At 65.3% G+C, this 23,306-nt stretch carries 23 protein-coding genes and 1 tRNA gene; 9 read left to right on the top strand and 15 right to left on the bottom strand.

Translation table 11 applies throughout. From position 1 onward, the window contains the following. Nucleotides 1–10 precede the first annotated feature (10 nt). Complete coding sequence (locus tag E0E18_RS13210; protein WP_130841747.1) at nt 11–1,363, bottom strand: tripartite tricarboxylate transporter permease; 1,353 nt, start codon at nt 1,361–1,363, stop codon at nt 11–13. Beyond that, nucleotides 1,363–1,662, bottom strand: coding sequence for a hypothetical protein (locus tag E0E18_RS13205; RefSeq protein WP_130841745.1), 300 nt, complete (start codon nt 1,660–1,662; stop codon nt 1,363–1,365). Before E0E18_RS13205 ends, E0E18_RS13210 begins: the two co-directional genes overlap by 1 nt. Nucleotides 1,663–1,891: 229 nt before the next feature. Here E0E18_RS13205 and E0E18_RS13200 point away from each other — a divergent pair, with 229 nt between their 5' ends. Next, nucleotides 1,892–3,817 (top strand): solute carrier family 23 protein, encoded by a 1,926-nt coding sequence (locus E0E18_RS13200; RefSeq protein WP_130841743.1) that lies wholly within the window; start codon nt 1,892–1,894, stop codon nt 3,815–3,817. 35 nt (nt 3,818–3,852) lie between these two features. Here E0E18_RS13200 and E0E18_RS13195 read toward each other — a convergent pair whose 3' ends face one another. Then, nucleotides 3,853–4,872, bottom strand: a complete 1,020-nt coding sequence (locus tag E0E18_RS13195; RefSeq protein ID WP_130841741.1) for a malate dehydrogenase — start codon at nt 4,870–4,872, stop codon at nt 3,853–3,855. Between the two features lie 385 nt (nt 4,873–5,257). On the opposite strand from E0E18_RS13195, the gene E0E18_RS13190 reads away from it, so the two are divergent. Further along, nucleotides 5,258–6,307: a TetR/AcrR family transcriptional regulator gene (locus E0E18_RS13190; protein ID WP_130841739.1), complete on the top strand. Its 1,050-nt coding sequence runs from the start codon at nt 5,258–5,260 to the stop codon at nt 6,305–6,307. Nucleotides 6,308–6,342: 35 nt separating this feature from the next. Here E0E18_RS13190 and clpX read toward each other — a convergent pair whose 3' ends face one another. Further along, a complete protein-coding gene (clpX, locus tag E0E18_RS13185; protein WP_066586092.1) occupies nt 6,343–7,620 on the bottom strand; it encodes an ATP-dependent Clp protease ATP-binding subunit ClpX in 1,278 nt (425 codons plus the stop codon). 175 nt (nt 7,621–7,795) lie between these two features. Between clpX and E0E18_RS13180 the strand changes: the two genes are divergently transcribed. Continuing rightward, nucleotides 7,796–8,614: an alpha/beta fold hydrolase gene (locus E0E18_RS13180; RefSeq protein WP_130841736.1), complete on the top strand. Its 819-nt coding sequence runs from the start codon at nt 7,796–7,798 to the stop codon at nt 8,612–8,614. Nucleotides 8,615–8,705: 91 nt separating this feature from the next. Further along, a complete protein-coding gene (gene purU, locus E0E18_RS13175) occupies nt 8,706–9,590 on the top strand; it encodes a formyltetrahydrofolate deformylase (RefSeq protein ID WP_066584788.1) in 885 nt (294 codons plus the stop codon). A gap of 32 nt (nt 9,591–9,622) precedes the next feature. Here purU and E0E18_RS13170 read toward each other — a convergent pair whose 3' ends face one another. The 5 genes from E0E18_RS13170 to E0E18_RS13150 form a co-directional block, all read right to left on the bottom strand. After that, nucleotides 9,623–10,360 carry an ATP-dependent Clp protease proteolytic subunit gene (locus E0E18_RS13170; protein ID WP_237559836.1) on the bottom strand — a complete coding sequence of 246 codons (738 nt, stop codon included), beginning with the start codon at nt 10,358–10,360 and terminating at the stop codon, nt 9,623–9,625. A 6-nt stretch (nt 10,361–10,366) separates the two neighbouring features. Further along, a complete protein-coding gene (locus E0E18_RS13165) occupies nt 10,367–10,978 on the bottom strand; it encodes an ATP-dependent Clp protease proteolytic subunit (RefSeq protein ID WP_174217168.1) in 612 nt (203 codons plus the stop codon). Nucleotides 10,979–11,465: 487 nt separating this feature from the next. After that, nucleotides 11,466–12,845, bottom strand: coding sequence for a trigger factor (gene tig / locus E0E18_RS13160; RefSeq protein ID WP_066584776.1), 1,380 nt, complete (start codon nt 12,843–12,845; stop codon nt 11,466–11,468). A gap of 291 nt (nt 12,846–13,136) precedes the next feature. Then, nucleotides 13,137–13,210, bottom strand: a tRNA-Pro gene (locus tag E0E18_RS13155). A 111-nt stretch (nt 13,211–13,321) separates the two neighbouring features. After that, nucleotides 13,322–13,897 carry an acyl-CoA thioesterase gene (locus E0E18_RS13150; protein ID WP_227871016.1) on the bottom strand — a complete coding sequence of 192 codons (576 nt, stop codon included), beginning with the start codon at nt 13,895–13,897 and terminating at the stop codon, nt 13,322–13,324. A 290-nt stretch (nt 13,898–14,187) separates the two neighbouring features. On the opposite strand from E0E18_RS13150, the gene E0E18_RS13145 reads away from it, so the two are divergent. After that, nucleotides 14,188–14,946, top strand: a complete 759-nt coding sequence (locus E0E18_RS13145) for a hypothetical protein (RefSeq protein ID WP_110481651.1) — start codon at nt 14,188–14,190, stop codon at nt 14,944–14,946. A gap of 136 nt (nt 14,947–15,082) precedes the next feature. Here E0E18_RS13145 and E0E18_RS13140 read toward each other — a convergent pair whose 3' ends face one another. The 3 genes from E0E18_RS13140 to E0E18_RS13130 are packed head-to-tail and all read right to left on the bottom strand — an operon-like array spanning nt 15,083 to nt 15,901. Continuing rightward, complete coding sequence (locus E0E18_RS13140) at nt 15,083–15,382, bottom strand: GlsB/YeaQ/YmgE family stress response membrane protein (protein WP_066586086.1); 300 nt, start codon at nt 15,380–15,382, stop codon at nt 15,083–15,085. Nucleotides 15,383–15,411: 29 nt separating this feature from the next. Further along, a complete protein-coding gene (locus tag E0E18_RS13135) occupies nt 15,412–15,675 on the bottom strand; it encodes a lipopolysaccharide assembly protein LapA domain-containing protein (protein ID WP_130841734.1) in 264 nt (87 codons plus the stop codon). Nucleotides 15,676–15,703: 28 nt separating this feature from the next. Beyond that, nucleotides 15,704–15,901: a CsbD family protein gene (locus tag E0E18_RS13130; RefSeq protein ID WP_066584765.1), complete on the bottom strand. Its 198-nt coding sequence runs from the start codon at nt 15,899–15,901 to the stop codon at nt 15,704–15,706. 573 nt (nt 15,902–16,474) lie between these two features. Here E0E18_RS13130 and E0E18_RS13120 point away from each other — a divergent pair. Next, nucleotides 16,475–17,695, top strand: coding sequence for a tyrosine-type recombinase/integrase (locus E0E18_RS13120; protein WP_130841732.1), 1,221 nt, complete (start codon nt 16,475–16,477; stop codon nt 17,693–17,695). 23 nt (nt 17,696–17,718) lie between these two features. After that, the gene (locus tag E0E18_RS13115; RefSeq protein WP_130841730.1) at nt 17,719–18,315 is read left to right on the top strand and encodes a peptide deformylase; all 597 of its coding nucleotides are present in this window, start codon (nt 17,719–17,721) and stop codon (nt 18,313–18,315) included. Here the strand turns inward: E0E18_RS13115 and E0E18_RS14410 are convergent. The 3 genes from E0E18_RS14410 to E0E18_RS13100 all read right to left on the bottom strand — a co-directional run bounded on the left by E0E18_RS14410 (nt 18,312) and on the right by E0E18_RS13100 (nt 22,256). Then, entirely contained in the window at nt 18,312–18,959 is a 648-nt protein-coding gene (locus E0E18_RS14410; RefSeq protein ID WP_337189542.1) for a glycine-rich domain-containing protein, read from the bottom strand. The genes E0E18_RS13115 and E0E18_RS14410 overlap by 4 nt on opposite strands. Then, the gene (locus E0E18_RS13105) at nt 18,959–20,248 is read right to left on the bottom strand and encodes a collagen-like protein (RefSeq protein WP_130841726.1); all 1,290 of its coding nucleotides are present in this window, start codon (nt 20,246–20,248) and stop codon (nt 18,959–18,961) included. Before E0E18_RS13105 ends, E0E18_RS14410 begins: the two co-directional genes overlap by 1 nt. Before the next feature lie 946 nt (nt 20,249–21,194). Next, nucleotides 21,195–22,256: a phage tail protein gene (locus tag E0E18_RS13100; RefSeq protein ID WP_130841724.1), complete on the bottom strand. Its 1,062-nt coding sequence runs from the start codon at nt 22,254–22,256 to the stop codon at nt 21,195–21,197. Nucleotides 22,257–22,400: 144 nt separating this feature from the next. On the opposite strand from E0E18_RS13100, the gene E0E18_RS13095 reads away from it, so the two are divergent. Both E0E18_RS13095 and E0E18_RS13090 read left to right on the top strand, forming a co-directional pair. Further along, nucleotides 22,401–22,679 carry a hypothetical protein gene (locus E0E18_RS13095; RefSeq protein ID WP_130841722.1) on the top strand — a complete coding sequence of 93 codons (279 nt, stop codon included), beginning with the start codon at nt 22,401–22,403 and terminating at the stop codon, nt 22,677–22,679. A gap of 249 nt (nt 22,680–22,928) precedes the next feature. Further along, nucleotides 22,929–23,294, top strand: coding sequence for a hypothetical protein (locus tag E0E18_RS13090; protein WP_130841719.1), 366 nt, complete (start codon nt 22,929–22,931; stop codon nt 23,292–23,294). Nucleotides 23,295–23,306 lie beyond the last annotated feature (12 nt).

The raw sequence follows: 23,306 nt of genomic DNA, 5'->3' as shown, positions 1-23,306 counted from the left end.
GGAAGCCTTTCTACAGCAGGTTCTGGACTATCCAGGGCGAAGCGTACAACGTCATGAACTGCACGCCGTAGCCGACGCCCAGCTTGTTCAGGGTGCCACAGGCGACACCCACAAGTAGAACTCCGAAGATATTCGCCACTCCGGCGTCCAGGTAGGCGAGCAGGAGAATAAACGCTATGAACAGGCCCAACACCGCTTCGTGCGCGATGTACCTCATCACAAGGTAGGTGATCCGGTACGAGTACCGCACGGCGATGAAGTACGTGAGCACCAGTGCCAGGACCGCTCCGACAACAACCGCGACCATGAACGAGGCCGTACTCAGAGTGTGGTGCAGGTTACTGTCCAGGTCATATGCCGGCGGAGCGTTGAACAGTGCCTGTGCCGGTCCGATCGCCACCGGGGACAACGGGATGCCGACCGCCAGCAGCGGAATGATCGTACCCGAGAGATAGCTGGCGTGCGCGATACCGCTCATGGCCGCCATCGCCCGGTCCGCCCGTGTGGTGCGGTCCCCTTTCCTGCCCGCGGCGAGCTCGCCGAGCAGGAAGGTCAGGCCCACCGGACTGAGGAAGAACAGGGGGGTGGTGACAAGGGACCAGAATCCGGTACGGACAGTCTCGTCGGTGGTGAGGATCTTCGTCGGATTGAGCGCAGAGTGGTCGGTTCCACTGGTGGCGAGATCGACCTTCACCGCGCGCCTGCGGGGCATGGCGTCCCTGACGGTCCTGTTGAGCATCCCGAGCACCGAGACGAGCAAGGGTCCGATGGTGATGCCGAGGAAGAAGGAGACGGAGATGTTGCCGTCCTCCGGGATGACGCCACTGTCCCGGTACAGCGAGAGCAGACCCTGGAACAGCAGGGACATCGGGATGATCGCCAGGAGGTTGAGCAGCCGGTTCCGGCCCAGCAGTGCGAGCACGACCGCACCACCGACGAAGAGGAGACTGCCGTGCTGCCGCAGTGTGTCGGCGAAGGGTGCGATCGCCGAGGCGATGGCGAAACTCACGGGGACGGCGATGACGGTACCGACGGCACTGCCCGCCGCCATCTTGCGGATGGTCTCGGCTGAGCGTCCCTGTTGCCGGAGGTAGAGCGAATGCTCCATCATCGGGGCGGACAGGACGCCACCCGGCAGTCCCACCAGTGCCGTGGGTATCGCGTTGGCGAGGTTCAGTGTGACGATCGCGGCGATGAAGAAGGTGAGCAGCACCATGGGGTCCACCCCGGCGAGGGCGAGCGCCAGTGACACCGGTACGAGGACACTGGTCTCGTCGGTGCCGGGGATGAACCCGATGAAGGTGTAGAGCAGGACCGCCGCGACCGCGGCGAGGAGCATCTGCAGCATGAGGGCGGGATCCATCAGGCGGCCTGCCCTGTTCCGGCCTGCCCTGTAATCCGCACCTCACGCTTCGGGGTGAAGACCACGGCGCTGACGACGAACCCCAGTACCGCTCCCCCGAGCCCCCAGAAGAACTCCTGCACATGCAGCACCGTGGCGATGCCCAGTGCCAGCGCTGTGGTGGCGGCACAGATGACGATCGACCAGGTCAGGTCACGGGGTGACACAAGGTCATTCCACACCTCGACGTACCGGGCCTCCGGGTCCGCCGTCGGGGTCCCCGACGCCGTCACCTCCGCCGGAATCTCTGTTTCGGACATCCCGCAGATTCTAGTACGCCCGGCCGTGACACCGAATCGGGCACCTGACCTGCCGGCCGGCCGCGGCATCCCCGGGTCCTCCGTGCCTGACCGTCCTGCACCGGGACTACGCTGTTGCGGTACCCAGGTCCGGTCATCGTCCGCCGCGGAGACCCCGCACAGGACGTGCCGCCGGCCGGACCACCGCCGCCCGTCCGGCCCCGGCCGGCCCCACCCTGAAAGTGTCCGCATGAGCACGTCCACCAGACCCCGGGGCACGACCCCGGTGCACCCTGTCGACCAGGTCCCGCCCGCCGGAAAACTGGCGGTCCTCAGTGTCCAGCATCTCCTCGCGTTCTACGCGGGGGCCGTGGTTGTCCCCCTCCTCATCGCCGGGCAGCTGAACCTGGACGCCGAAACCACCATCCACCTGATCAACGCCGATCTGTTCACCTGCGGTATCGCCACCCTGATCCAGTCGGTGGGCTTCTGGCGCGTCGGTGTCCGTCTGCCGGTCATCCAGGGTGTCACGACCACCGCGGTCGCCCCGATCGTCGCCATCGGACTGGCGGTGGACGACCGCGGCGGTACGGCCACACTGCCGGCGATCTACGGCTCGGTGATTGTCGCCGGTGTCTTCACCTTCCTCGCGGCCCCCTACTTCGCGAAGTTCATCAGGTTCTTCCCCCCGGTTGTCATCGGAACCGTCCTGACGACCATGGGTATCACACTGTTGTCCGTCGCCGCGAACGACTTCACCAACCACGCCGAGGGCGTGCCTGCGACGAAGGACCTCGCCTACGCCGGGCTCACGCTGGCGGTCATCATCGTCGTCCAACGGTTCTTCCGGGGGTTCCTCGGAACTCTCGCCGTGCTCGCCGGCCTGGTGGCGGGCACCGCGGTGGCGTTCATGGCCGGGGACGCCGGTTTCAATGACCTCGGATCCTCACCGTGGATCGGATTCACCACCCCGTTCTACTTCGGTACGCCGGAGTTCGTGTTCACCGGTGCGGTGTCGATGATCATCGTCATGCTCGTGACGATGGTGGAGTCCACCGGGGACGTCTTCGCCGCCGGGGAGATCGTCGGACGTCGCACCACGAAGGAGGACATCTCCCGGGCCCTGCGCGCGGACGGTCTGTCCACCACGCTCGGTGGTGTACTGAACTCCTTCCCCTACACCTGTTTCGCCCAGAACGTCGGCCTGGTGCGCATGACCCGGGTGCGGTCACGGTGGGTGGTGGCGGCTGCGGGCGTCCTCATGATCGTCATCGGCCTGGTACCCAAGGCCGGGGCCGTTGTCGCGGCGATCCCCTCCCCGGTACTCGGAGCGGCGAGCATGGTCCTGTTCGCCAATGTCGCACTGGTCGGCATCCAGACTCTCGCCAAGGTCGACCTGACCGACACCCGTAACGCGACAATTCTCACGGTCTCGGTGGGCCTGGGCATGCTGGTGACGTTCCGCCCGGGGATCGCGGAGGTCTTCCCCGACTGGGCGCGGGTGTTCTTCGCCTCGGGTGTGACCACGGGGTCTGTCTCCGCGATCATCCTCAACCTGCTCTTCTTCCATGTGGGACGCCGCACTTCCCCGGACGTCACCCGCGACCGGGCGGGCCGTATGCTCACCCTCGACGATGTCAACGCCATGGACACGGGCACGTTCGTGACCACGTTCTCCTCCCTGTTCAACGACGCCACCTGGCCGTTGGAACGCGCCCACGCCGCAGCCCCGTTCGGCTCCGTCCCCGAGCTGCGTGAGGCGATCCAGAACGCCGTCCTCACCGCACCCCGGGAGCAGCAGGACGCCCTGATCCGCGCATATCCTTCGACGGCGGACCTGCTCCTCGACCCGGATTCCGGGGAGCGGGAGTCCGGTTTCGCAGGTTCCCTGGCGCTGGGCAGCTTCGACGATGTGGAGCAGCGTCAGCTCCGTGAGCTGTGCGACCGCTACTCCGCACGGTTCGGAATGCCCTTCGTCGCCTGCCTGGGCCGGATGGACTCCCGGGAGCAGATTGTCAGGGAGGGGCTGCGTAGGCTCGGAAATTCTCCGGCGCAGGAGCGTGTCCAGCTGCTCGGCGAGGTGGTGGAGATCTCCAATGACCGGTTCAACAACCTCATCGCCGACGCCAATCCTGTGGCCGCTGCGTGGGAGTCGAAGTTCGAGCATCTCGACTGACCTGACCGACCGGCACCGATGGCTCCCTGCCTGGCTCAGACCAGCCCGAGGCGTCTGACGGTGTCCCATTCCTCGGCGATCTCCGCGACCGAGGCGTCCAGGCGGGACCGCTGGGCCGGCGAGAGTTCCAGCCCCTGCACGATCTGCCAGCGACCGTCGACACTCCGGCAGGGGAAACTGCAGACCAGGCCTTCCGGGACACCGTAGGAGCCGTCGGAGGGCAGTGCGACGGACACCCAGTCGTCGACCGGGGTACCGAACACCCAGTCCCTCATGTGGTCCACCGCCGCACTCGCCGCGGACGCCGCCGAGGACGATCCGCGCACACTGATGATCTCCGCACCCCGGTCAGCGACCTTCGGGATGAACTCCTCCGTGCTCCACTGCCCGTCGGCGCCACCGAGAGCCTCCGCCAGGCCTCTCCCGTCGGCGTCCACCAGCTCTGTGATGTCCGGGAACTGGGTGGAGGAGTGGTTGCCCCACACCGTCATCCTGCGCAGACCATCGACCGGAACGCCGGTCTTCGCAGCCACCTGCGCCAGGGCACGGTTGTGGTCGAGCCGGGTCATGGCGGTGATCTGGTGGGGCTGCAGGGACCCGGCGGCCGCGGCGATGGCGGCGTTCGTGTTCGCGGGGTTACCGACGACGAGGACGCGCAACCCCTCTTTCGCTCCCGCCGCCAGGGCCCTGCCCTGTGGGCCGAAGATCGCCCCGTTGTCGGCCAGCAGGTCGGAGCGCTGCGCCCCTTTCCCCCGGGGTTTCGCCCCGATGAGGAACGCGGCGTCCACCCCGTCGAAGGCGGTCTCCGCGTCGGCGGTCACGGTCACCTCCCCCAGGAGGGGGAAGGCGGAGTCCTCCAGTTCCATGGCCACCCCCCTGGCGGCGTCCGTGGCCGCGGGAATCTCGAGCAGCCTGAGGTTGACCCGGGAGTGCGGGCCGTAGACTTCACCGGCGGCCAGCCGGAACAGCAGTGAGTAGGATATCTGGCCGGCAGCTCCGGTGACTGCGACGGTGACGGGTGCCGGTTCGACGGCGGGAATGTCGTTCGGGGTCATGACGGTGACTCCTTCGCTGAGCTTCAACGGGCGGCACAGGTGCGCGGCGCAGTCGGACTGTTTTCCCGACAGACGGTTCCCGACTGACGCCACATCCTGCACTCCCTGGACGGGTTCCGGTCCGGTGGCACGCACAGGTCGCCGACAGGCATGTCCGGGGACGTGTCCGGCCCGGCCGGAACTTTCCCGATCCAGTGTAGGTGAGCTCGCGTTTCACCCCCTGTCGGGTGGACACGGGTGCGGGTGTGAACGGGGACCGGAACAGACCTACTAGTCTGGGTTCCATCAGAAAGCACCGCGGGGTCAACTGTCGGGGGGTGAAACCCACTGCACCCGTCACCCCCGATCGCCGGCACCGCTCTCACCCCCGGAAGGACAGGCAGGCATGACGTCGCACCACGTGACTCCGGTCACCAGCCACGAGACCGACTGGAACCACGTCGCAGCCCGGCTCGAGGTCCTTCCCGAGACTTTCCGCCGCTACGGCTGCTCCATCGACGAATACCGGCTCATCCTCGACACCGCCCTGCCCGAACTGGTCCGCTCAGGTCTGGACGCCAACGTCAGCGACATCGCCGTCGGCGCCGGCGTACCGGTCGACCACCCCCTGCTCTCCGACGTGGAGGTCCTCTACGACGAGGCCCTGCGGTACTCCTTCCGCCTGCTGTGGCCACGGCCCTCGGACATGGACGTGGAGGACTTCACGCCGGCCGAGGCCGTACGGGTGCTGGTGCGCACCGCCTACCGGCGCCACCGTGCCCACCCGGACGCCGTACGTCTGATCCTCACCGAGAACATCCAGGGCCACGCCCACGTCACAGGCCGTCCGGAGATCCTCGAAGCCTCCCCCGTGGTCCTCCAGATCGACCGGGTCCTCATGCGCGGCCAGGACTTCGGGGCGTTCCGCCCCGGCATCTCCGCGGAAGACGTCTTCGTGCTCATCACCTCACTGTGCACGTTCCCGGCGGCACAGGGGGCGACATTCCACGCCCACTACGCCACCGACGTCGACTACGGTCCGACCGTCGAAGGGCTGGAACAGCTCGCCTGTGACGCGGTGCTCGCCTTCCTCACGACCTCCATGCCGACGTCGCAAGGCAGTTCCTACACGCACGCCTCCCCGACGACCTCAGCCCCCTCATCTGTCTCGGCGTCCCTCTACTCCGCCGGGGACGGTGACAGTTCCGCCGGCCGCCCCGGCCCCGGTGGCTCCGGTGGAGACCACACCGGAGAATTCGACGGTGACCTCGGCCCCGTCCGGAGCGGAGACACCGCCGGGGACGCCGACACCCCCGTCACCGGCAACCCCACCACCGTCGCCCCCTGGAGCGGGGTGGCCGTCGGCACTGAGCCGGGTTTCCTCGACTACCTCGACTACCGGGACGACGACGAGAACACCGCCGACGACGGCCTCGGGTCACTCTACGAGGACTGACACCACAGTCACCCGGCACACCCGCCCCGTCCGGATCAGGCCGACCGGCGCTCCCGCTCGGCCACCTGCTCATGGGTGAGCAGCCGGGGCTCAGCCCCCTCCCGCACGCTCTCACCGGTGATGATCACCTCACCGGTGTCCTTGTCATCCGGGATGGAGAACATCACCGGCAGGAGGACATCCTCCACGATCGAGCGGAGACCACGTGCCCCTGTCTCCCGTTCCAGGGCCTTAGCCGCCACGGCGCGCAGGGCGTCGTCCTCGAAGGTGAGACGGACCCCGTCCATCTCGAACAACCTCTGGTACTGGCGTACCAGGGAGTTCTTCGGTTCAGTGAGGATACGGACCAGGGCGTCCTCGTCCAGATGGCCGACATGGGTGACGACGGGGAGACGGCCGATGAGCTCGGGGATCAGACCGAATCTCACCAGATCCTCCGGTTCGACGAACCTGAACGGATCCTTCTCCTCCTCCGCCTTGCCCCGGATCTCCGACCCGAAACCGACACCCTTGCGACCACGACGGTCAGCGATGACCTTCTCCAGCCCGGAGAAGGCACCGGACACGATGAACAGGACATTCTTCGTGTCGAACTGGATGAACTCCTGGTTGGGGTGCTTGCGACCACCCTGCGGCGGCACCGCGGCGACCGTGCCCTCCAGGATCTTCAGCAGAGCCTGCTGCACGCCCTCACCGGAGACGTCCCGCGTGATCGACGGATTCTCCGACTTCCGGGAGATCTTGTCCACCTCGTCGATGTAGATGATGCCCTGCTGCGCCTTGGCGACATCGAAGTCCGCCGACTGCAGCAGCTTCAGGAGAATGTTCTCCACATCTTCACCGACGTAGCCGGCCTCGGTGAGGCTGGTGGCGTCCGCGATGGCGAAGGGAACGTCCAGCATCCTGGCCAGTGACTGGGCCAGGTAGGTCTTCCCGGACCCTGTCGGGCCGAGCATGAGAATGTTCGACTTCGACAGTTCGACCTCGTCGTCACTGCGCCGGGCACCGGCGTCCGCTGACTCCGCCCGGATGCGCTTGTAGTGGTTGTACACCGCGACGGCGAGCGTGCGTTTGGCCGCGTCCTGCCCGATGACGTACTCGTCGAGGAACCGGGTGATCTCCGCGGGGTGCGGGAGATCGGAGGTCTCGACATCCCCCGGACCGCCGGCGGCGAGCTCCTCGTCGATGATCTCGTTGCACAGTTCGATGCACTCGTCGCAGATGTACACACCGGGGCCCGCAATGAGCTTCCGGACCTGCTTCTGGCTCTTACCGCAGAAGGAGCACTTGAGCAGCTCTCCGCTTTCCTGCATCGTCGCCATGGGGTTGGGCCACTCCTGTGATCTCTTCTGTGATCTCTTCTTCGATCTCTTTTTCGATCTCTTCGTACCCGTGAGATCTGACTCGTCGACGCCGCCGGGCCACCGGCCCGCCAGCTCCGGCCCATTGTACCCGCACCCCTGCCGTCATATCCGTAGGCTGGACACCATGACCATGCTGCATGCCCGCACCACCGGATCCGGCCACCGCGTCGCCGTGCTCCTCGGTGCCCTGGGGTCCTCCGCAGACATGTGGGCGCCACTACAGGACGCCCTCAGCGGAACCGGGGACGCCGACCTCCCCCGCCTCACCGCCCTGGAACTGCGGGGGCACGGCGCCTCACCGATGCCACCGGTGCCACCGAGATCCGCCGGCCACCGTGACAGCTCCCCCACCACCGTCAGTGACCTCGCCGGTGACGTGCTCACCACCCTCGACGGGCTCGGCATCGACCACGCCGACATCGTCGGACTGTCCATCGGAGGCGCCGTGGCACAGTACCTCGCCGCCCGCCACAGTGACCGGGTCACCACCCTGACACTGATGTGCACCGCACCGGTGTTCGGGGAGCCCTCCGACTGGACGACCCGGGCCACGGCCGTGCGCGCCCGGGGTACCGACACTCTCAGAGAACTCGCCGAAACCACGGTGCAGCGCTGGCTCACCGGGGAATTCCGCCGGACCCGGCCCGGCACCGCGCTGTCCGTCGAGGAGATGATCAGCAGGACCACCCCCTCGGGCTACGCGGCCTGCTGCGACGCCCTGTCCACCTTCGACGGGCGGGACCTGCTCGGCGACATCACGGCACCGACACTCACCCTCGCCGCCACGTGGGACAGAACCTGCCCGCCCTCGGTACTGGAGCAGATGAACGCCGCAGTGGGGAACCCGGTCCGCCACGTGGAGCTGCCCGCCGCGCACCTGCTGCCCGTGGAACTGCCCGGTCAGGTCGCCGACGTACTCCGTGACTTCTGGGCCGGCGCCTGAGAGACCCCTCACCTGACCCGGTCACGGTGGTGCGGCCACAGGACAGTACGCTGAATCTCCGATCCCAGACACGCCCTGCAAAGGAGACCCAGTGACCGCGTCCGGTCTGACCATCCCCGCCCTCGTCGACCAGGCATGCCTCATCGTGCACGGCCCGGACCAACCGGGCATCGTCTCCCACGTCTCCGCGGTGATCACCCGGAACCAGGGCAACATCACCGCACTCGACCAGTACTCCACCGACCCCCACGGCGGAGACTTCTTCCAGCGCATCGTCTTCCACCGCGACAACCTCGGCGGAGCGATGGAGGACATCCAGGCCGACCTCGCCGAAACCCTCGCCCCCTACGGCATGTCCTGGTCGATCAACGACCGCTCGCAGCCCAAGCGGATGGCGGTACTCGCGTCGAAGGAGGACCACTGCCTGCTCGACCTGCTGTGGAGGCACCGGCGCGGGGAACTGCCGGTGACCATCTCAATGGTCATCTCCAACCACACCACCACCGCAGACGACGTGCGCTCTTTCGGCGTCCCCTTCTTCCACGTTCCCTCCCAGAAGGGCCCGGACAAGAGCAGGTCCGAGGCGGAGATACTGCGCCTGCTGAAAGGCAACGTCGACTTCGTGGTCCTCGCCCGCTACATGCAGATCATCTCGGACGACTTCCTGGACAGGCTGGCCGTCCCGGTGATCAACATCCACCACTCGTTCCTGCCCGCGTTCATCGGCGCAGAGCCCTACCGCAGGGCGTGGGAGCGTGGTGTGAAGCTCATCGGCGCGACAGCGCACTACGTCACCGGTGAACTGGATGAGGGCCCGATCATCGAGCAGGACACGGTGCGGGTCACCCACGCCGATTCCGTGGCAGATCTCCGCCAGCGCGGAGCGGAGGTCGAACGCTCCGTACTCTCACGGGCGGTGACCTGGCACGCCCAGGACCGTGTGATCCGCAACGGAAACCACACGATCGTGTTCTGACCGGCCGCAGTACGGCCGGTCGAGCGGACCCCCTACTTCTGGGCGGACAGCTTCCGGTACTCGAAGACCTGGTCGATGATGCCGTAGGCCTTGGCGTCCTCGGCGGTGAGGAACTTGTCGCGGTCCGTGTCGATGCGGATCTGCTCCGCCGTCTGACCGGTGTGGCGGGCCAACGTCTCCTCCATGAGGCGACGCATCCGCTCAATCTCCCTGGCCTGGATCTCCAGGTCGGAGACCTGGCCCTGGGTACCCTGCGTGGCAGGCTGGTGGATCAGCACACGGGAGTTCGGCAGTGCCGCGCGCTTGCCGGGGGTGCCGGCGGCGAGGAGAACAGCTGCAGCTGACGCCGCCTGCCCGAGGCACACGGTCACGATGTCCGGGCGGACGTACTGCATCGTGTCGTAGATCGCCATGAGGGAGGTGAAGGAACCGCCCGGGGAGTTGATGTACATGGTGATGTCGCGGTCGGGGTCGAGACCCTCAAGGACCAGCAGCTGCGCCATGATGTCGTTCGCGGAGGCGTCGTCGACCTGGGTCCCCAGGAAGATGATCCGCTCCTCGAACAGCTTGTTGTAGGGGTTCGACTCCTTCGCACCCCAGGAGGAGTGCTCGACGAAGGAGGGGAGGATGTAACGGGACTGCGGGAGCTGTGCCCCGGAAACCTCGCCACGGATCCCCTCACGGGCCGCACCGTGGGCCCCCTCACGAAGCATGGACGCCGCCGACAGCTCGCTGGCGTGGGTGAAACCTGTCATGTTCTCGTTTCCCATCTGTTCCTACTTCTCCTTCGCCGACGTGATCACGTGGTCGACGAAGCCGTACTCGAGTGCCTGGCTGGCGGTGAACCAGCGGTCACGGTCGGAGTCCTTCTGGATCTGCTCGAGAGGCTGGCCGGTGTGCTCGGCGATCAGCTCAGCCATCTCCCGCTTCGTCTGGGCGAACTGCTCCGCCTGGATGGCGATGTCCGCCGCGGTACCTCCGACACCCGCCGAGGGCTGGTGCATCATGATCCGCGCGTGAGGGAGGGCGTAACGCTTACCCTTCGCCCCGGCGGAGAGCAGGAACTGCCCCATCGAGGCGGCGAGTCCCATACCGTAGGTGGCCACGTCGCACGGGGCGTACTGCATCGTGTCGAAGATGGCCATGCCTGCGGTGACAGAACCACCCGGAGAGTTGATGTACAGCGAGATGTCCCGGGTGGGGTCTTCGGCGCTGAGCAGCAGGATCTGCGCGCACAACTTGTTGGCGATGTCATCGTCGACCTGTGTGCCCAGGAAAATGATGCGCTCGCGCAGCAGTCGCTCGAAAACCGAGTCATTGAGGTTCATCCCCGCCGAGGCGGCCATCTGCGCGGTACGCAGCGCCTGTCCCGTCGACATTTCGTTCATGCTCACTTAGGCTCCTCGCTCAAGTTGTGGCCACGGTCCCCGGGAACGGGCCTCGCCCGCCCCCGGATCACCGGGGTGTGATTCTGTGGAGTAACTGCGCTCCAGAGTAGTCAACGCGCGCGACGGTTGCCCGGGCCCACCACCCTGTTCGCTGACAGCGCACGCGGGTCAGAAGCTGACACGGACCCCGTGCACGGCCTTCAGGGCCGACAGAACGCGGACGGCGTCAACCTCCGGGTAGCACACCACCCCCGCCGCCACCGCGACCAGTCCCCCCTGAACCGTCGACCTCGCCCGTCATCCACCTGTGGTCTGTCACCGGACAGGCGATGTCCCCACCGTCCGGCGTGATCCCGTCACTGCTTGAACCACCGCGGCCGCAGTTGCGTGACCTCCCGAAAGTCGAGGTTGCAGATCCGGCACCGTCCGGCCTCCGGCTCCGCGGCGAGGTCCGCCCGGTACGGCCCGCCGGACCTGCCGCAGGAGACTACTCAGCCGCAGTCGGGCTGGTCTCCGCCCCGGTCTCCTCTGCGGAGTCCTCACCGGTCTCGTCACCGAAGAACTCCTTCGGGTCCACCTGGCCACCGTTGGAGTCGGTGACGGTGACCTTGCAGATGTTCAGCGCCAGGGCCTTTCCACGACGGACGTCGGCGAAGAGGTTCGCGATCTGACCCGACTGCTGCAGCTGCATGACGAACTGGTTCGGGTCCATGCCGTAGCGCTGCGCGGTGAACAGGATGTGGTCGGTGAGCTCCTGTTGGGAGACCTCCGGCTTCTCGATGTCGGCCAGCGAGTCGAGGAAGAGCTGGGTCCGCACCGAGTCCTCGGCCGCCTCCCGGGCGTCCTCCTCGAACTTCTCACGGGTCAGGTCCTGGGCGGCGAGCATCTGGTCGAAGACCTTCTCGTCACCGCCGAACTGGGACAGCAGCTGCTGCATCTGGCCGTCCACCTGCTCCTGGACCACGGACTCCGGCAGCGGAACCTCGGTCTTCTCCAGTGCGGCGGCAAGCACCTTGTCACGGATGTCCGTGGCCTGGCGACCCTTGAGCTGCTCCTCGACCTGGCCCTTGACGGACTCCCGCAGCTCGTCGACGGTGTCGAACTCGGAGGCGAGCTGGGCGAAGTCGTCGTCGAGCTCAGGGAGCTCACGCTCCTTGACAGACTTGACGGTCACGGTGACCAGGGCGTCCTCGTCGGCGTGCTCGCCGGTGAGAAGCTTGGAGGTGAACTCCTTCGACTCGCCCTCGGACAGGCCGGTGACAGCCTCGTCGAGGCCCTCGACCAGCGAACCGGAGCCGACCTCGTAGGACAGGCCCTCGGTAGCGGCGTCCTCCACCGGCTCACCGTCGATCGTCGCGGACATGTCGACGGAGATGAAGTCACCGTCGGCGACGGGACGGTCGACAGGCTTCAGCGTGCCGAAACGGGCGCGCAGATGGTCGAGCTCATGGTCGACAGCCTCCTCGTCGGCCTCGACGGCGTCAATCTCCACGGAGATGTCGGCGAAGTCGGGGACGTCGATCTCGGGGCGCACGTCCACCTCGGCGGTGAAGGTGACGTGGTCGCCGTCCTCCAGCTCAGCGATGTCGATGTCAGGCTGGCCCAGGACCTTCAGGTCGTGCTCCTGGACCGCCTCACCGTAGCGGCTGGGCAGCATGTCGTTGAGCACCTCATTGAGGATCGCCGGGCGGCCCAGGCGGGCCTCCAGGATCTTCGCCGGGACCTTGCCCTTACGGAAGCCGGGCAGGGAGACCTGCTGCGCAAGATTCTTGAACGCGTTGTCGAACTCAGGCTTCAGTTCGTCGAAGGGAACCTCGACGGTGAGCTTGACTCGGGTGGCGCTCAGCGATTCAACGGAGCTCTTCACGGGTGCACACTCCTGTGTGTTCTTGTCTGGTGTTGTTCGTCGGCCGGCGGGCCGTCGGAACGCGGTGGCGTCCCGGCGTCCCTCCTCCGGGCTGCACCAGGTGTACGGCGTCGGAGGTGGCCGGGATGTTGGCGGCCACCGGAATCGGTCGCGACCGATTTTATCGTGCGGCCGTGGACGACGGTCGCCGGGGTCGGTCACCGCCCGAGTTCCGGCCCCGCCCGGCGAAGGGTCAGGGACGGTCTCGCGCAGTGTGAGCCGTACACGCGGCGACCATCGTGACGGCGTCCGTCGGGATAGCGGGATTTGAACCCACGACCCCTCGCTCCCAAAGCGAGTGCGCTACCAAGCTGCGCCATATCCCGGGTCACTGTGGCACCGGACACCTCGGACACACCTCAGACCGGTACTCACCGCCGGTGATGTTACGGGGTCTCCTCGGAGGCGGGCAACGGCGGGGTGCCGTTACCGCCTGTTCACGGTCGCAGGTTCCTCGCCGCCTCACGGGAGGCACGGCTCCACTCCACGACCCACCCGGGAACCTCCACACCCTCAGGCGCCGGCCCGAAGATCTCGGCGAGCTCCCTGTCCTCCAGGACGCCACCGTCCTTCTTCAACGCCCGCAGCCGGACAACGGCGTGAGCGTAGATCTTCTCCTCGATCTTCTCCCCGGTACTGTTCCCGGCGTCTGACGCCGGGACACCGACGAAAGTCTGCTCCACATAGGTGCCGGACGCCGTGGCACCGAGGAAGCGGGTCCGGATGTCGTAGCGCTGCCACGGCATGAGGGAACGACGGAAACTCACCGTCAGGGCCGCGACAACGAAGTAGGCCCCCCGCTGCTTCATCTCGCGTCCGATCCGGGTCCGGTACATCTGCTCGATGCGTCCGAGGTCGAGCACGGTGGGATACCGGCCGTTGTTCATGTGGCCCAGCAGGTCGAGATCATTGGGCAGAACCCTCATGGGTCTGACGTGGGTGTCCCACGGACCGAGCCGGGGAAGGACGCGGCCACGGATCCAGGTGAGGATCAGGCGGAGGTAGAGGTTCACGGGGAGGGAATATACCGGCCGCCCCGGCCAACCGTGGGGTTCCTGTTCACGGAGATGTCACGCAACGTCCGGCAGCAGGGCATCTTCCGTGCATCTCGGGTCGGTACACCTGTCTCGTCCTCCCGCCGACACCCCTGTTCCGGCGGTCCCTCCCGACCGGCGCACTGCGCCGTGACCTGCACTCTGACCTGCACCGTGACCCGCGCTCTGACCTGCCTGGTGACACGGACCGTGGTGCGCATCCGGAACCTCCGGGAGGACGCCGTAATCCTCCAACGACAGGAAACCCCGTGAAAGCCGCCCGGCCCACCGCCCTCGCCCTCGCCTCGCTCGCAGCAGTGTCCGCCCTGACCGTCACCACCGCATCTGCCACCACACCGGAGCCGGTCCCCGGCGTCCCCGCAGCCACCGCCGGATCCTCACCGTCAGTCGCGCTGTCGTCGGGCGTTCCTGCCACCGACTTCAACCCTGTGACCGCGCCTTCACGTCCCTCCGCGCAGGTGGACACGCTCGTCGCCTACAGTTTCGGCACGCGGATCGAGGAAGGTGACGATCCTGACCGGGGCATCGTCTCCCCCGGCCCGGTCAACGAAGAGCTCGCGGCGTCGGTCGTCCGGGCGCTCGACGGTCGTGACATCCCCGTCTACGCACAGTTCGAGATCGCCGAGGTTCTGACCACCCGGTACGGACTCGAGGGCGTCCACGTCATCAATCCGGTGAAGAACCCGGACGGTACGGTCACCTACCTGTCCACCGACGGGGTCGCCGCCCAGGTCGCCTCGGAGATGGGGGCGGCGGTGTCGACGGCGACGGTGGGGGTCATCGCGTTCCAGGACCATCTGTGGAGGTCCACCTACACCTCGAGGGTCAACGGGCTGCACGCTTTCGCGCTCTCCGACGTTGAGATGCCTTCGGAGTACGACCAGCTCTCGGGCCAGGAATGGACCAGGTCGCCGGAGGCGTATCTTCCCCGTGACTATGCAGGACGCGCGGCCCTGCTCGCCCGGGTGAACCAGGAGAACATCCGTACGGTGCTGGGGATCTGGTAGACCTCCCGGGCGGGGTGTCCCGGGTACGGAAGAACCCTCCTCCGGCTCCCCTGCGGGGACGGAGGAGGGTCTGACGGGCGGGACCGCCACCGGTGCGCACCGGAGGGCGGACGCCGGCCGGTGACGGACTGTCCCGCTACCTCTTCCTGGTGACGAGCCCGACGATCCAGAGCAGGATCACCGCGCCCAGCAGGCAGGTGAGGAAGCTGAATATCCAGCCGCCGCCGGCGACGTCGACCCCGAACAGGGTCAGCAGCCAGCCGCCGAGGAAACCGCCGATGACACCGACGACGATGTTGAGGATCAGGCCCATCTGCTCATCGGTCTTCATGATCTTCGAACCGATCCATCCGGCGAGGCCGCCGATGATGACCCATCCGATGAAGCCGAGTGCGGGGGCGGACCCCGCCGCCAGGATCAGTGTGTTGCTGTCCATTGGTTCTCCGTTCTTGAATGACTGTCCGGTCACCTACGCGACCTGCGCCGGACGACGATCAGGACCGAAATCCCGAATGCCAGGACCGCGCCGCCGACAGCGGCGACAAGTAGTCCGACGGACAGGGGGAAGGCGAACTCCCAGCCGAGAAATCCGATATCGACCTGGTCGGTGTTCTGGGCGACCAGAATGGCCAGTGCCGCAATCGCGAGAACGATCCCGGCGGTGGCGATCACGATGCCCGCCGATCCGCGCTTTTCCGGTGGTGCAGCAGTTTGTCGCGCAGTCGTCATCGCGGATCCTTCCTTTCCGTGGTCGGAACTAGTTTCCGGTGATCTTGTTGATTCCCTCGGAGATCTTGTCTTTCGCGTTCTCGACGGCGTCTTTGACGCTGGCCTTGGCCTGGTCCGCCTTGCCTTCACCCTTGAGCTGGTCGTTGTCGGTGACGTCGCCGGCAGCTTCCTTCGCCTTGCCGGTCAGGTCTTCGGCAGAGTTCTTGAACTTGTCTTCAATTCCCATGAGAGGTCCTCTCGAGTGGTGAACATGTACATCTTCGACTGTAGAGAGAAAACTCCCGCCCTTGTCGAGTTTTCGCAAATTGTTATGCAACTGTTATATCGAGTTTTTCACACCTCAAACCTGAGCACATGTGACAATACACAGGTGAACGTGAGTCAACTGCTACTCGGATGAAACACGAGTTAGCTTCTGACCCTCCTGTTGAACACCTCCGACGCACGGAAGACGCAAGGAAGACGTGCGGAAGACGGACGGAGGACAGACGACAGCCGGGACCCCACCGCCCGTACCCGCCCGAACCTCCGGGCCCGCCGACACAAGTGCTGCATGCAGAAGATGCCGCCCCTCCCTTGGGGGAGGAACGGCATCTTTCACGTGGAGGGAATGACGGGAATCGAACCCGCGTCTTCAGCTTGGAAGGCTGAGCCTGCTACCATCTGACGGTAGCATTTCATACTTCGCTGCAGGTCAGATTTTGCCGACGTTTACACAGGTCGCTACCATTGGCACTATTGTGACACCGTCGGTGCGGTACCTGTGGCGGTACCTACAACCCACGTTAGGAGTACCCCCATGACTGCCATCAGAGGGGACATTCACCCACCGAGGTGGAGTGAGCCGAAACAGCTTTGGATCGCGGAGATCGACCTCGGGGTCGGCCCGAATGGTCGCAGGAATCGTATCGCTTGCACCTCCCGGAATCGGGACACGGCGATCGCTAAGCGGCGGGCCAAGCTCATGGAAATTGAGGACGGGACGTACATCCCCGGGCAGAAGCCGAAGGGGGGAGCGTGGATGCAGCACTGGTGCGACACGATCGCGCACGAGCGGGTGAAGCCACGAGTGCTGGCGAACTACCGGAGCTTCCTGAAGGTCCACATTCGTCCGTCGATTGGGGAGCGCCGCCTCGACAAGCTCACCGTCGATGACGTGCGCCGGCTCCATGCCGACATTAGAGATAAGGGGCTTTCAGATCGGATGGTCCAGGAGGTTCACGCAACCTTATCGAAGTGCCTCAAGGATGCTGTGCGTGAGGGGGTGCTGGATAAGAATCCCTGCGACCGAATGGATCGCCCCCGTGCCCGCATGGAGCCACGAGGATCATTCTCCCGAGTTGAGGCGCAGGCGATTTTGGCGACGGCTCGTGGTGATGGGCCGAAGATGTACTCCCGGTGGTTGGCGTCGCTGGTGTTGGGTGCGCGGCAGGCTGAGCTTCTGGGGTTGGAGTGGGATCGCGTGGACTTGGATTCGGGTCTGGTGGATTTGTCGTGGCAGGTGCAGCGGTTGCCGTGGCGTCATGGGCATGGATGCGCGTGTGGTGATGGTGTGATGCCGGAGCGGTGTCGTCATCGTGAGCCGGATGTGCCGGGGTGGATGGAGGTGCGGCACGCGTACCGGGGTGAGTGGTTCACGAGGCCGAAGACGTCGGCGTCGGTACGCGCTGTGCCGTTGCCGGGGCCACTGTGGGACGCGTTGCGGGAGTGGAAGACTGCGGCGCCGGCGACGACCCTTGGGTTGGTGTGGCCGGATGAGTGTGGTCAGCCGGAGAATCCGAAGGTGGATCGTGCGGCGTGGAAGGATTTGTGTGTGCGGGCTGGGGTGCGGCCGCTCACCCTGCACAGCACTCGCCACACGATGGTGACCCTGCTGCTCGAGGCGGGTGTGTCGCCGGAGGTTATCCGCCAGTTGGCGGGCCATTCGACGATCTTGTCCACCCGGAACTACATGCACTTGGGTCAGGATGCGGCACGTCAGGCGCTGTCGGTGTTGGGCGGGTACGCGCCAAGCAGTTAGCCATCGCTGGTACCGTACTGTCAGTGGCTATTCTCCCTATATACATCTGCGGTGAGACGCTGTTGCAGACGCCGACGACTCCAGTCGGTAACCCCAAGAGTGTTCGTGGTTTGGTGGATGACCTTCACGAAACCCTTGCCAGCATCCCCCAGGGCACATCCCTGACCGCCAATCAGGTCGGCATCGGGCTCAGCGTCTTCGCCTACCACTGCCCCGACGTAGAAGGCCCCCATGGCACGAGGAAGACGGCAGAAGAGATCGACATCCAAGGCGGGCCCCGCCGCAAGGGGCACGTGATCAACCCCACTATCGAAACCTCACAGATTCCCGAGACAATGCCGAATGAGGTGGCTGACCGAGAGACATGTCTATCCATGCCCGGTCTCGTGATGCCACGAGGACGCGCCGACTGGGCTCGAGTCACCGGAATCGATACCAGCGGTGACACAGTCATCGTCGAGGGGTACGGGTTCTTCGCCCGGTGCTTGCAGCACTCCGTCGAGCATCTGCACGGGCGCCTTTTCATCGACAACCTCGTCGGTCACTACCGCCGTGACGCGAAGCGGGAGGTCAAGAGACGGCAATGGACGATACCCGGCCGGACGTGGCGCCCCGACTAGTAGCTGCGGAAGCGGTACCAGACGGTTCCTGGGGCACCTGCCCGTCCGGGTTTGCCTGCACCGAAGATGCCGCCCGAACCGGGTCCACCACCTCCACCGGGAGTTTTTCCGTCAGTGTCAGTCCCCGCGGTTCCGCCGCCAGTGAATGTGGTGGTGTCTTTGACCGATCCTGTGGTGGGGGTGAACACGGTGGACCCGGGGGATGCTCCACCACCGCCGGCGTAACCGGAGCCTCCTGCCCCACCGGCGGCGGTGAGAGTTGTGGTGCCGATGGTGACTGTCGTGTCGCCGCCGCGTCGACCGTCGGTTTCCTTGCCCACCTGTGCGCCGCCCTGGCCGATAGTGATCGTCATGGACTGCCCGGGGGCGACGGGGTGGGATTGCGATGCGAAGGTGCCGGCTTCCCCGCCGTCTCCTTTGAGTGGTGCGGTGCCGCTCCCCCCTGACCCGGAGCCGCCTCCGCCAAGGGCCACAATGTCCACGTAGGTGGCCCATGTGGGCACTGCGATTGTTGTGGACTGATTGGTCTGTGACCAGTTGTGCAGTCGCCGCCACACCTCAATATTGCCGGCGAAAACTTGCTCGATGGCAGTGCTACCGACCCGAACATCCGTGACATCCCTGCTACTCGCATTGAGCCCCATTATGCGCCCCCGGTGACCAGGTAGATGGTGCCGGCAACCGGGTTGGCGGGCATCATCGACACCACCAGGATCTTCGACGCATCCAGCTTCGCACCGAGCGCAGCATCCAGGCCTGCAACCTGATCTGCGGTATGCGTGTGGACTGTAGGCGCTTTGCCGTCCAGCGCACCTTGCAGCCCGGTCACTTCCGTCACCGTGTGCGTGTGCGTCTTGTCGGCCTTCTGCCCGATGGCGGCGTTCAGCGTGTCCGTGATCGTGCGGTTCTCCTGGGCGTACTCCGCGACCTCGCGGATAGTGTTCAGGTCCTCGGGTGCCCCGTCAACCACGGCGGCGATCTGGGAGGTGACCTCCTGGCGGATCACGTCAGTGTCCACCGAATCCGCGGCGGCCTGCGCCCTATCCGCCTGTGTTTTGGCTCGATCCGCCTGGGTCGTAGCGGTGGTTGCGGCCGTGTCAGCCCTGTCAGCCGCCGACCACGCCTGACTCCGTGCCTGCCCTGTCGCCACCCGGTCAGCGGCCGTCGCCACCCGATCCGCGGCCGTGGCCGTCGCATCCGCCGTCGTCTTCACCCTATCCGCGGCAGTCGCCGAAGCATCCGCCGCGGCCGCAGTCGCCGAAGCATCAGCCGCAGTCGCCCGAGCGTCAGCCCGGTCAGCCTCCGCCCTAGCCGCCGCCGCAGACTCAGACGCGTCACCGAGCTCGGCGGCAAGCGCATCCTTCACCGACTGGGCGGCAGCCTCCGCCTCCGCAGCAACCACATCATCCAGCGGCAGGCGTGAGAGTTCACGGGTGCCTGACTCGTCTGTCACCATGACCACGAGATCCGTCCCCTCCACCAGCACATCCGAGATGGATGTGCCGGCGGGGCCACGCACAATCCCATCCGGCGCATTCGGTGCCGGCGCCACCAGCGTCAGATCCACCTCACCCCCGGGCACCGCCTCAAACTGGATCGCAGGAAGCTTGAATGCCCACCCTCCCGCCTGCATCTCCGAGAATGTGGCCTTGTAGACGATGGTCTCCGGGTTCATGCCCTGTCCGCCAGCCACCACACGGATGCCCTCCACACCCCGGTACCTGATCTTCCCGTTCTGGATGCGGGCTTCCATCGACTGTAGGGGGACGGTGACTAGCGCACCGCCCTCGTACATCGTCACCGCACCAGTGCTGAGCACGGGCGTGAGTGTCACCTTGCCCTGCACCGCAACCTTGTCCGGGTCCGTGTCGTCGTCCGCACCATCAGCCCGGTACGCGGCCAGTGCCCTCTTGATCGTGCAAAACTCAACCATTGATTACCTCGCTCAGGTCTAGGGCCGAATCGGGCTCGGCCATGAAAGTTGTGGTCGGCAAGCGCAATCTCGTCCCGCCCACCTTGATGTCCCACGCGGCGCGCCACCGGATACCAGCCAGCAGTCGGATCGCAGGGGCACCACGCCACGTCAAAACCCCGTCCACAATCGGCACGACCACGGGAACACCCACCACCGTCACATCATCAACCACTGTCGTCACCGTGCCAGCAGGACTGAGTGACACACTGCCCTGCACCAACACAGAATCCGGGTCAAAACCCCCATCAGGTCCATCATGAACGAACGCCACTAGCCGGTGCACAACCGTACAAAACTCGGACATTGGGACCACCTCAGTTCAGGCAAATAGCAGTGACGGACGACTTAAACCCACTCGGTGGTTGCCCGCCCGGGTAAGACAGTCTGACGGTGAGCGCGTCAGTGTCGGAGAAAATGTCCGCGACCGTGAGAGAAAGGGTTTTCACATTATCGTCCTGTGCAGGTTTCGCAACCGCCGTCCAGACAGTCGCATTACCAAATCCTGGAACAGTTAACTGCCGACGCCAAATCTCGGCGAACAATCTCGAGTACTTGTCGTACTCGTATACTCCGTAAGACCAGTACTGGATCAGCCAAAGACCAGGCCTCGAAAACCGTATCTCACCCACCGTATCAACGGTATCAACTCCCCAATCCGAGGCAGGGACCACACTAAACGTCGCATTCTTCGACGGACCATTCACCTCCTCCTCACTAAGCATGTGATTTGAAGTACCAGCGGGTACAGCGTTCAGCTTCGTCTTCACCGAAATATACCCATTGATCCCCTCCAACCCAGTCAAATCATCCTTCCGCACCATCGCCCCAGACAAGACCGCGTACAAGTCAGGGCGCATGCCATGACAATCAGCACGCGTCTGCGAATTAACATCCACCTGATCCACTAGAACCCCCCATTCGTCGGCTGGGCCATGATAGTCAACCCACAATTCTCACGGCCCGACTTCCACGCCCCAATCGTCCCATCAGCCTTCACCAGCACCACATAAATCGTCGTCGCAGTGTTCGCCTTCACCACACCATAAGCCGACGACGGTGTCACAGTCTGCGCCCACGACGGTTGGATCACCGTCGGATCCTCCCACCTCTGCAACGGTTTCCCACGCCCATAACCAATCACATCACCCTGCTGCGCATTCCCCACACGTACCTCAACATCAACCCGATAACCCAACGGGGTTTCCAACTCCACCAGGCCGCCAACAACAATTGGCCGCCAATCAAAAGGCAATGCTGGCACAGTCATCGTCGCCACCACCTGCGAAGCCCACGACCCCGACTGGATCAAATTCACATTCGCCACGGAAAAATCATTCGGTCCCAAAGCCCACGGACCCACCGGCGACAACGTGGACCCCGGCCGCCACACTGCCCCATCCCACACCAATGAATCCCCCACATTCGGGGCCACCGACAAATCAACATCATCCGCGGACCCCAACGGGCCCATATCACCAGACTCGCCCTTCTCCCCCTGGATACCCCGCGGGCCCTGCGGCAACTCGAAATCAAGGACAGTGACAGTGTCAGTCGACGCCGCCTCATTGACAGTGACTTTCGCCTCCGAACCGTTGACCACCTCCCCCACCTGGACTGTTGCAGTCTCCCCCGGTTCACCGCGCAGACCAATGAAATCGGGGATCTCGAAAAAGTCCTCCCCGTCCCAGATCCACACGCTTTTGCTCACCGTGTCCGCCCACGCGCACCCGCGGTCCACGGCGGTCAGGTCCCCGGGCAGTTCTGACGGGTCAGTGATCAACCCCGTCCACCACACCTGCGGGCCCGGTGCACCGTCTTTCCCGGGCTCCCCCTTCTTCCCGCGGGGGAGCTCCAGGCTTGCCCCCGCCGGTGTGACCTGGATCAGTGCGCGCTGGGTGGCTTGTACGTCCTCAAGGTCGACGAACTCCAGTTTGAGGCTGGTGGTGAGGTCTTTCAGTGTGGCCATGATGCTCCTCGTGTCAGGGTGTCACGGGGAGTATGGCAGGCATGCCCGGTTGTCGAGATGGGTTTTCGGCACCCCCAGTGCGGCTAAGCGTTGGTTTCGCCCATAATTAGTCTGATGTATGACCGAACATAAGGAGATAAGAACATGAGCAATCAACAGCCATGGACGCCACGCCAAGACATGCAAGCGAGACAGGCGGGACCAGCAGGGAAAGACCCCTTCTTCATCATGGAAATCACCGGCAACCTCGTAGCGGCACTCGGAGCGCTCGGGGTCGTCGTAGGGATCTTCGGGCTGGGAGACGGCGACGGAGCAGCTGCCGCCATTATTGCGGGGGCGGCATCGTTCGCCACCCTCGGACTCATCCTCGTAGCACTCTGCAAAATCGGCTCCGGACTCTGGAAAGCAGGGCGCATCAAATAAGAGTCGGATGTGGCCCCCACCGTCCGGAGACAGTGGGGGCCGTGTGGGGAGCGTCAGGGGGGGTGCGCCGGTCACAGATCAGGGGTCCCGGCGGCGCTCAACCCACGGGATCATCGTAGCGGGAGGGCGGGCCATGTCTGTGTGATGTATGTCACTCACGATTCTTCGTACTAAAGCTTGCGTAGTACTAACTGCGGTGTAGTATGAGTGTCAGACACAGAGGGAAAGGCCCTCCCGAGAAAGGACACCATGACCGACATCACCGCCACCATCCAGACCAAGATCGCCGACGAGCTCGCCACCGCTCTCCTCTCCTCCGCCCGAGCCCAGGTCGCCACAGCGCAGGCAGAGGCCGCAGAGGATGCCGGGGACGACACCACTGCCGCCGCCCACGAAGAGCGCATGCTGTCCGCGAACACGGCAGCCTCCGAGGCCCGCCGCCGCGCCGAGCTGGTCATCGAGACCGCACAGGCCTGCGGCGTCCACGTCGGTGACGCCCTGCGCATCGCAGCCGAGACGGAAGCCCTCGACCAGCCCGCCGGGGCCGGCAAGACCATCCGCGACGCCGTCGCCGAGCTTGAGGACCAGGCCCGCGCCATCCGCAGCGGCAAGTAGACCTACCCCCTG

The organism is Corynebacterium neomassiliense, from assembly GCF_900626215.1.
In the GTDB taxonomy this organism is placed as follows: Bacteria; Actinomycetota; Actinomycetes; order Mycobacteriales; family Mycobacteriaceae; genus Corynebacterium; species Corynebacterium neomassiliense.
This window is presented reverse-complemented; position numbering and strand designations above follow the sequence as displayed.

Bases quoted from the DNA above. Each gene is read 5' to 3' on its own strand.
- E0E18_RS13205 (WP_130841745.1), bottom strand. From the start codon at position 1,662: ATGTCCGAAACAGAGATTCCGGCGGAGGTGACGGCGTCGGGGACCCCG.
- E0E18_RS13170 (WP_237559836.1), bottom strand. From the start codon at position 10,360: ATGGGAAACGAGAACATGACAGGTTTCACCCACGCCAGCGAGCTGTCG.
- E0E18_RS13105 (WP_130841726.1), bottom strand. From the start codon at position 20,248: ATGGTTGAGTTTTGCACGATCAAGAGGGCACTGGCCGCGTACCGGGCT.
- E0E18_RS13130 (WP_066584765.1), bottom strand. From the start codon at position 15,901: ATGGGAATTGAAGACAAGTTCAAGAACTCTGCCGAAGACCTGACCGGC.
- E0E18_RS13210 (WP_130841747.1), bottom strand. From the start codon at position 1,363: ATGGATCCCGCCCTCATGCTGCAGATGCTCCTCGCCGCGGTCGCGGCG.
- E0E18_RS13120 (WP_130841732.1), top strand. From the start codon at position 16,475: ATGACTGCCATCAGAGGGGACATTCACCCACCGAGGTGGAGTGAGCCG.
- E0E18_RS13135 (WP_130841734.1), bottom strand. From the start codon at position 15,675: ATGACGACTGCGCGACAAACTGCTGCACCACCGGAAAAGCGCGGATCG.
- E0E18_RS13090 (WP_130841719.1), top strand. From the start codon at position 22,929: ATGACCGACATCACCGCCACCATCCAGACCAAGATCGCCGACGAGCTC.
- E0E18_RS13195 (WP_130841741.1), bottom strand. From the start codon at position 4,872: ATGACCCCGAACGACATTCCCGCCGTCGAACCGGCACCCGTCACCGTC.
- E0E18_RS13165 (WP_174217168.1), bottom strand. From the start codon at position 10,978: ATGAACGAAATGTCGACGGGACAGGCGCTGCGTACCGCGCAGATGGCC.
- E0E18_RS13200 (WP_130841743.1), top strand. From the start codon at position 1,892: ATGAGCACGTCCACCAGACCCCGGGGCACGACCCCGGTGCACCCTGTC.
- E0E18_RS13100 (WP_130841724.1), bottom strand. From the start codon at position 22,256: ATGGCCACACTGAAAGACCTCACCACCAGCCTCAAACTGGAGTTCGTC.
- clpX (WP_066586092.1), bottom strand. From the start codon at position 7,620: ATGCAGGAAAGCGGAGAGCTGCTCAAGTGCTCCTTCTGCGGTAAGAGC.
- E0E18_RS13190 (WP_130841739.1), top strand. From the start codon at position 5,258: ATGACGTCGCACCACGTGACTCCGGTCACCAGCCACGAGACCGACTGG.
- E0E18_RS13180 (WP_130841736.1), top strand. From the start codon at position 7,796: ATGACCATGCTGCATGCCCGCACCACCGGATCCGGCCACCGCGTCGCC.
- E0E18_RS13140 (WP_066586086.1), bottom strand. From the start codon at position 15,382: ATGGACAGCAACACACTGATCCTGGCGGCGGGGTCCGCCCCCGCACTC.
- E0E18_RS14410 (WP_337189542.1), bottom strand. From the start codon at position 18,959: ATGGGGCTCAATGCGAGTAGCAGGGATGTCACGGATGTTCGGGTCGGT.
- E0E18_RS13095 (WP_130841722.1), top strand. From the start codon at position 22,401: ATGAGCAATCAACAGCCATGGACGCCACGCCAAGACATGCAAGCGAGA.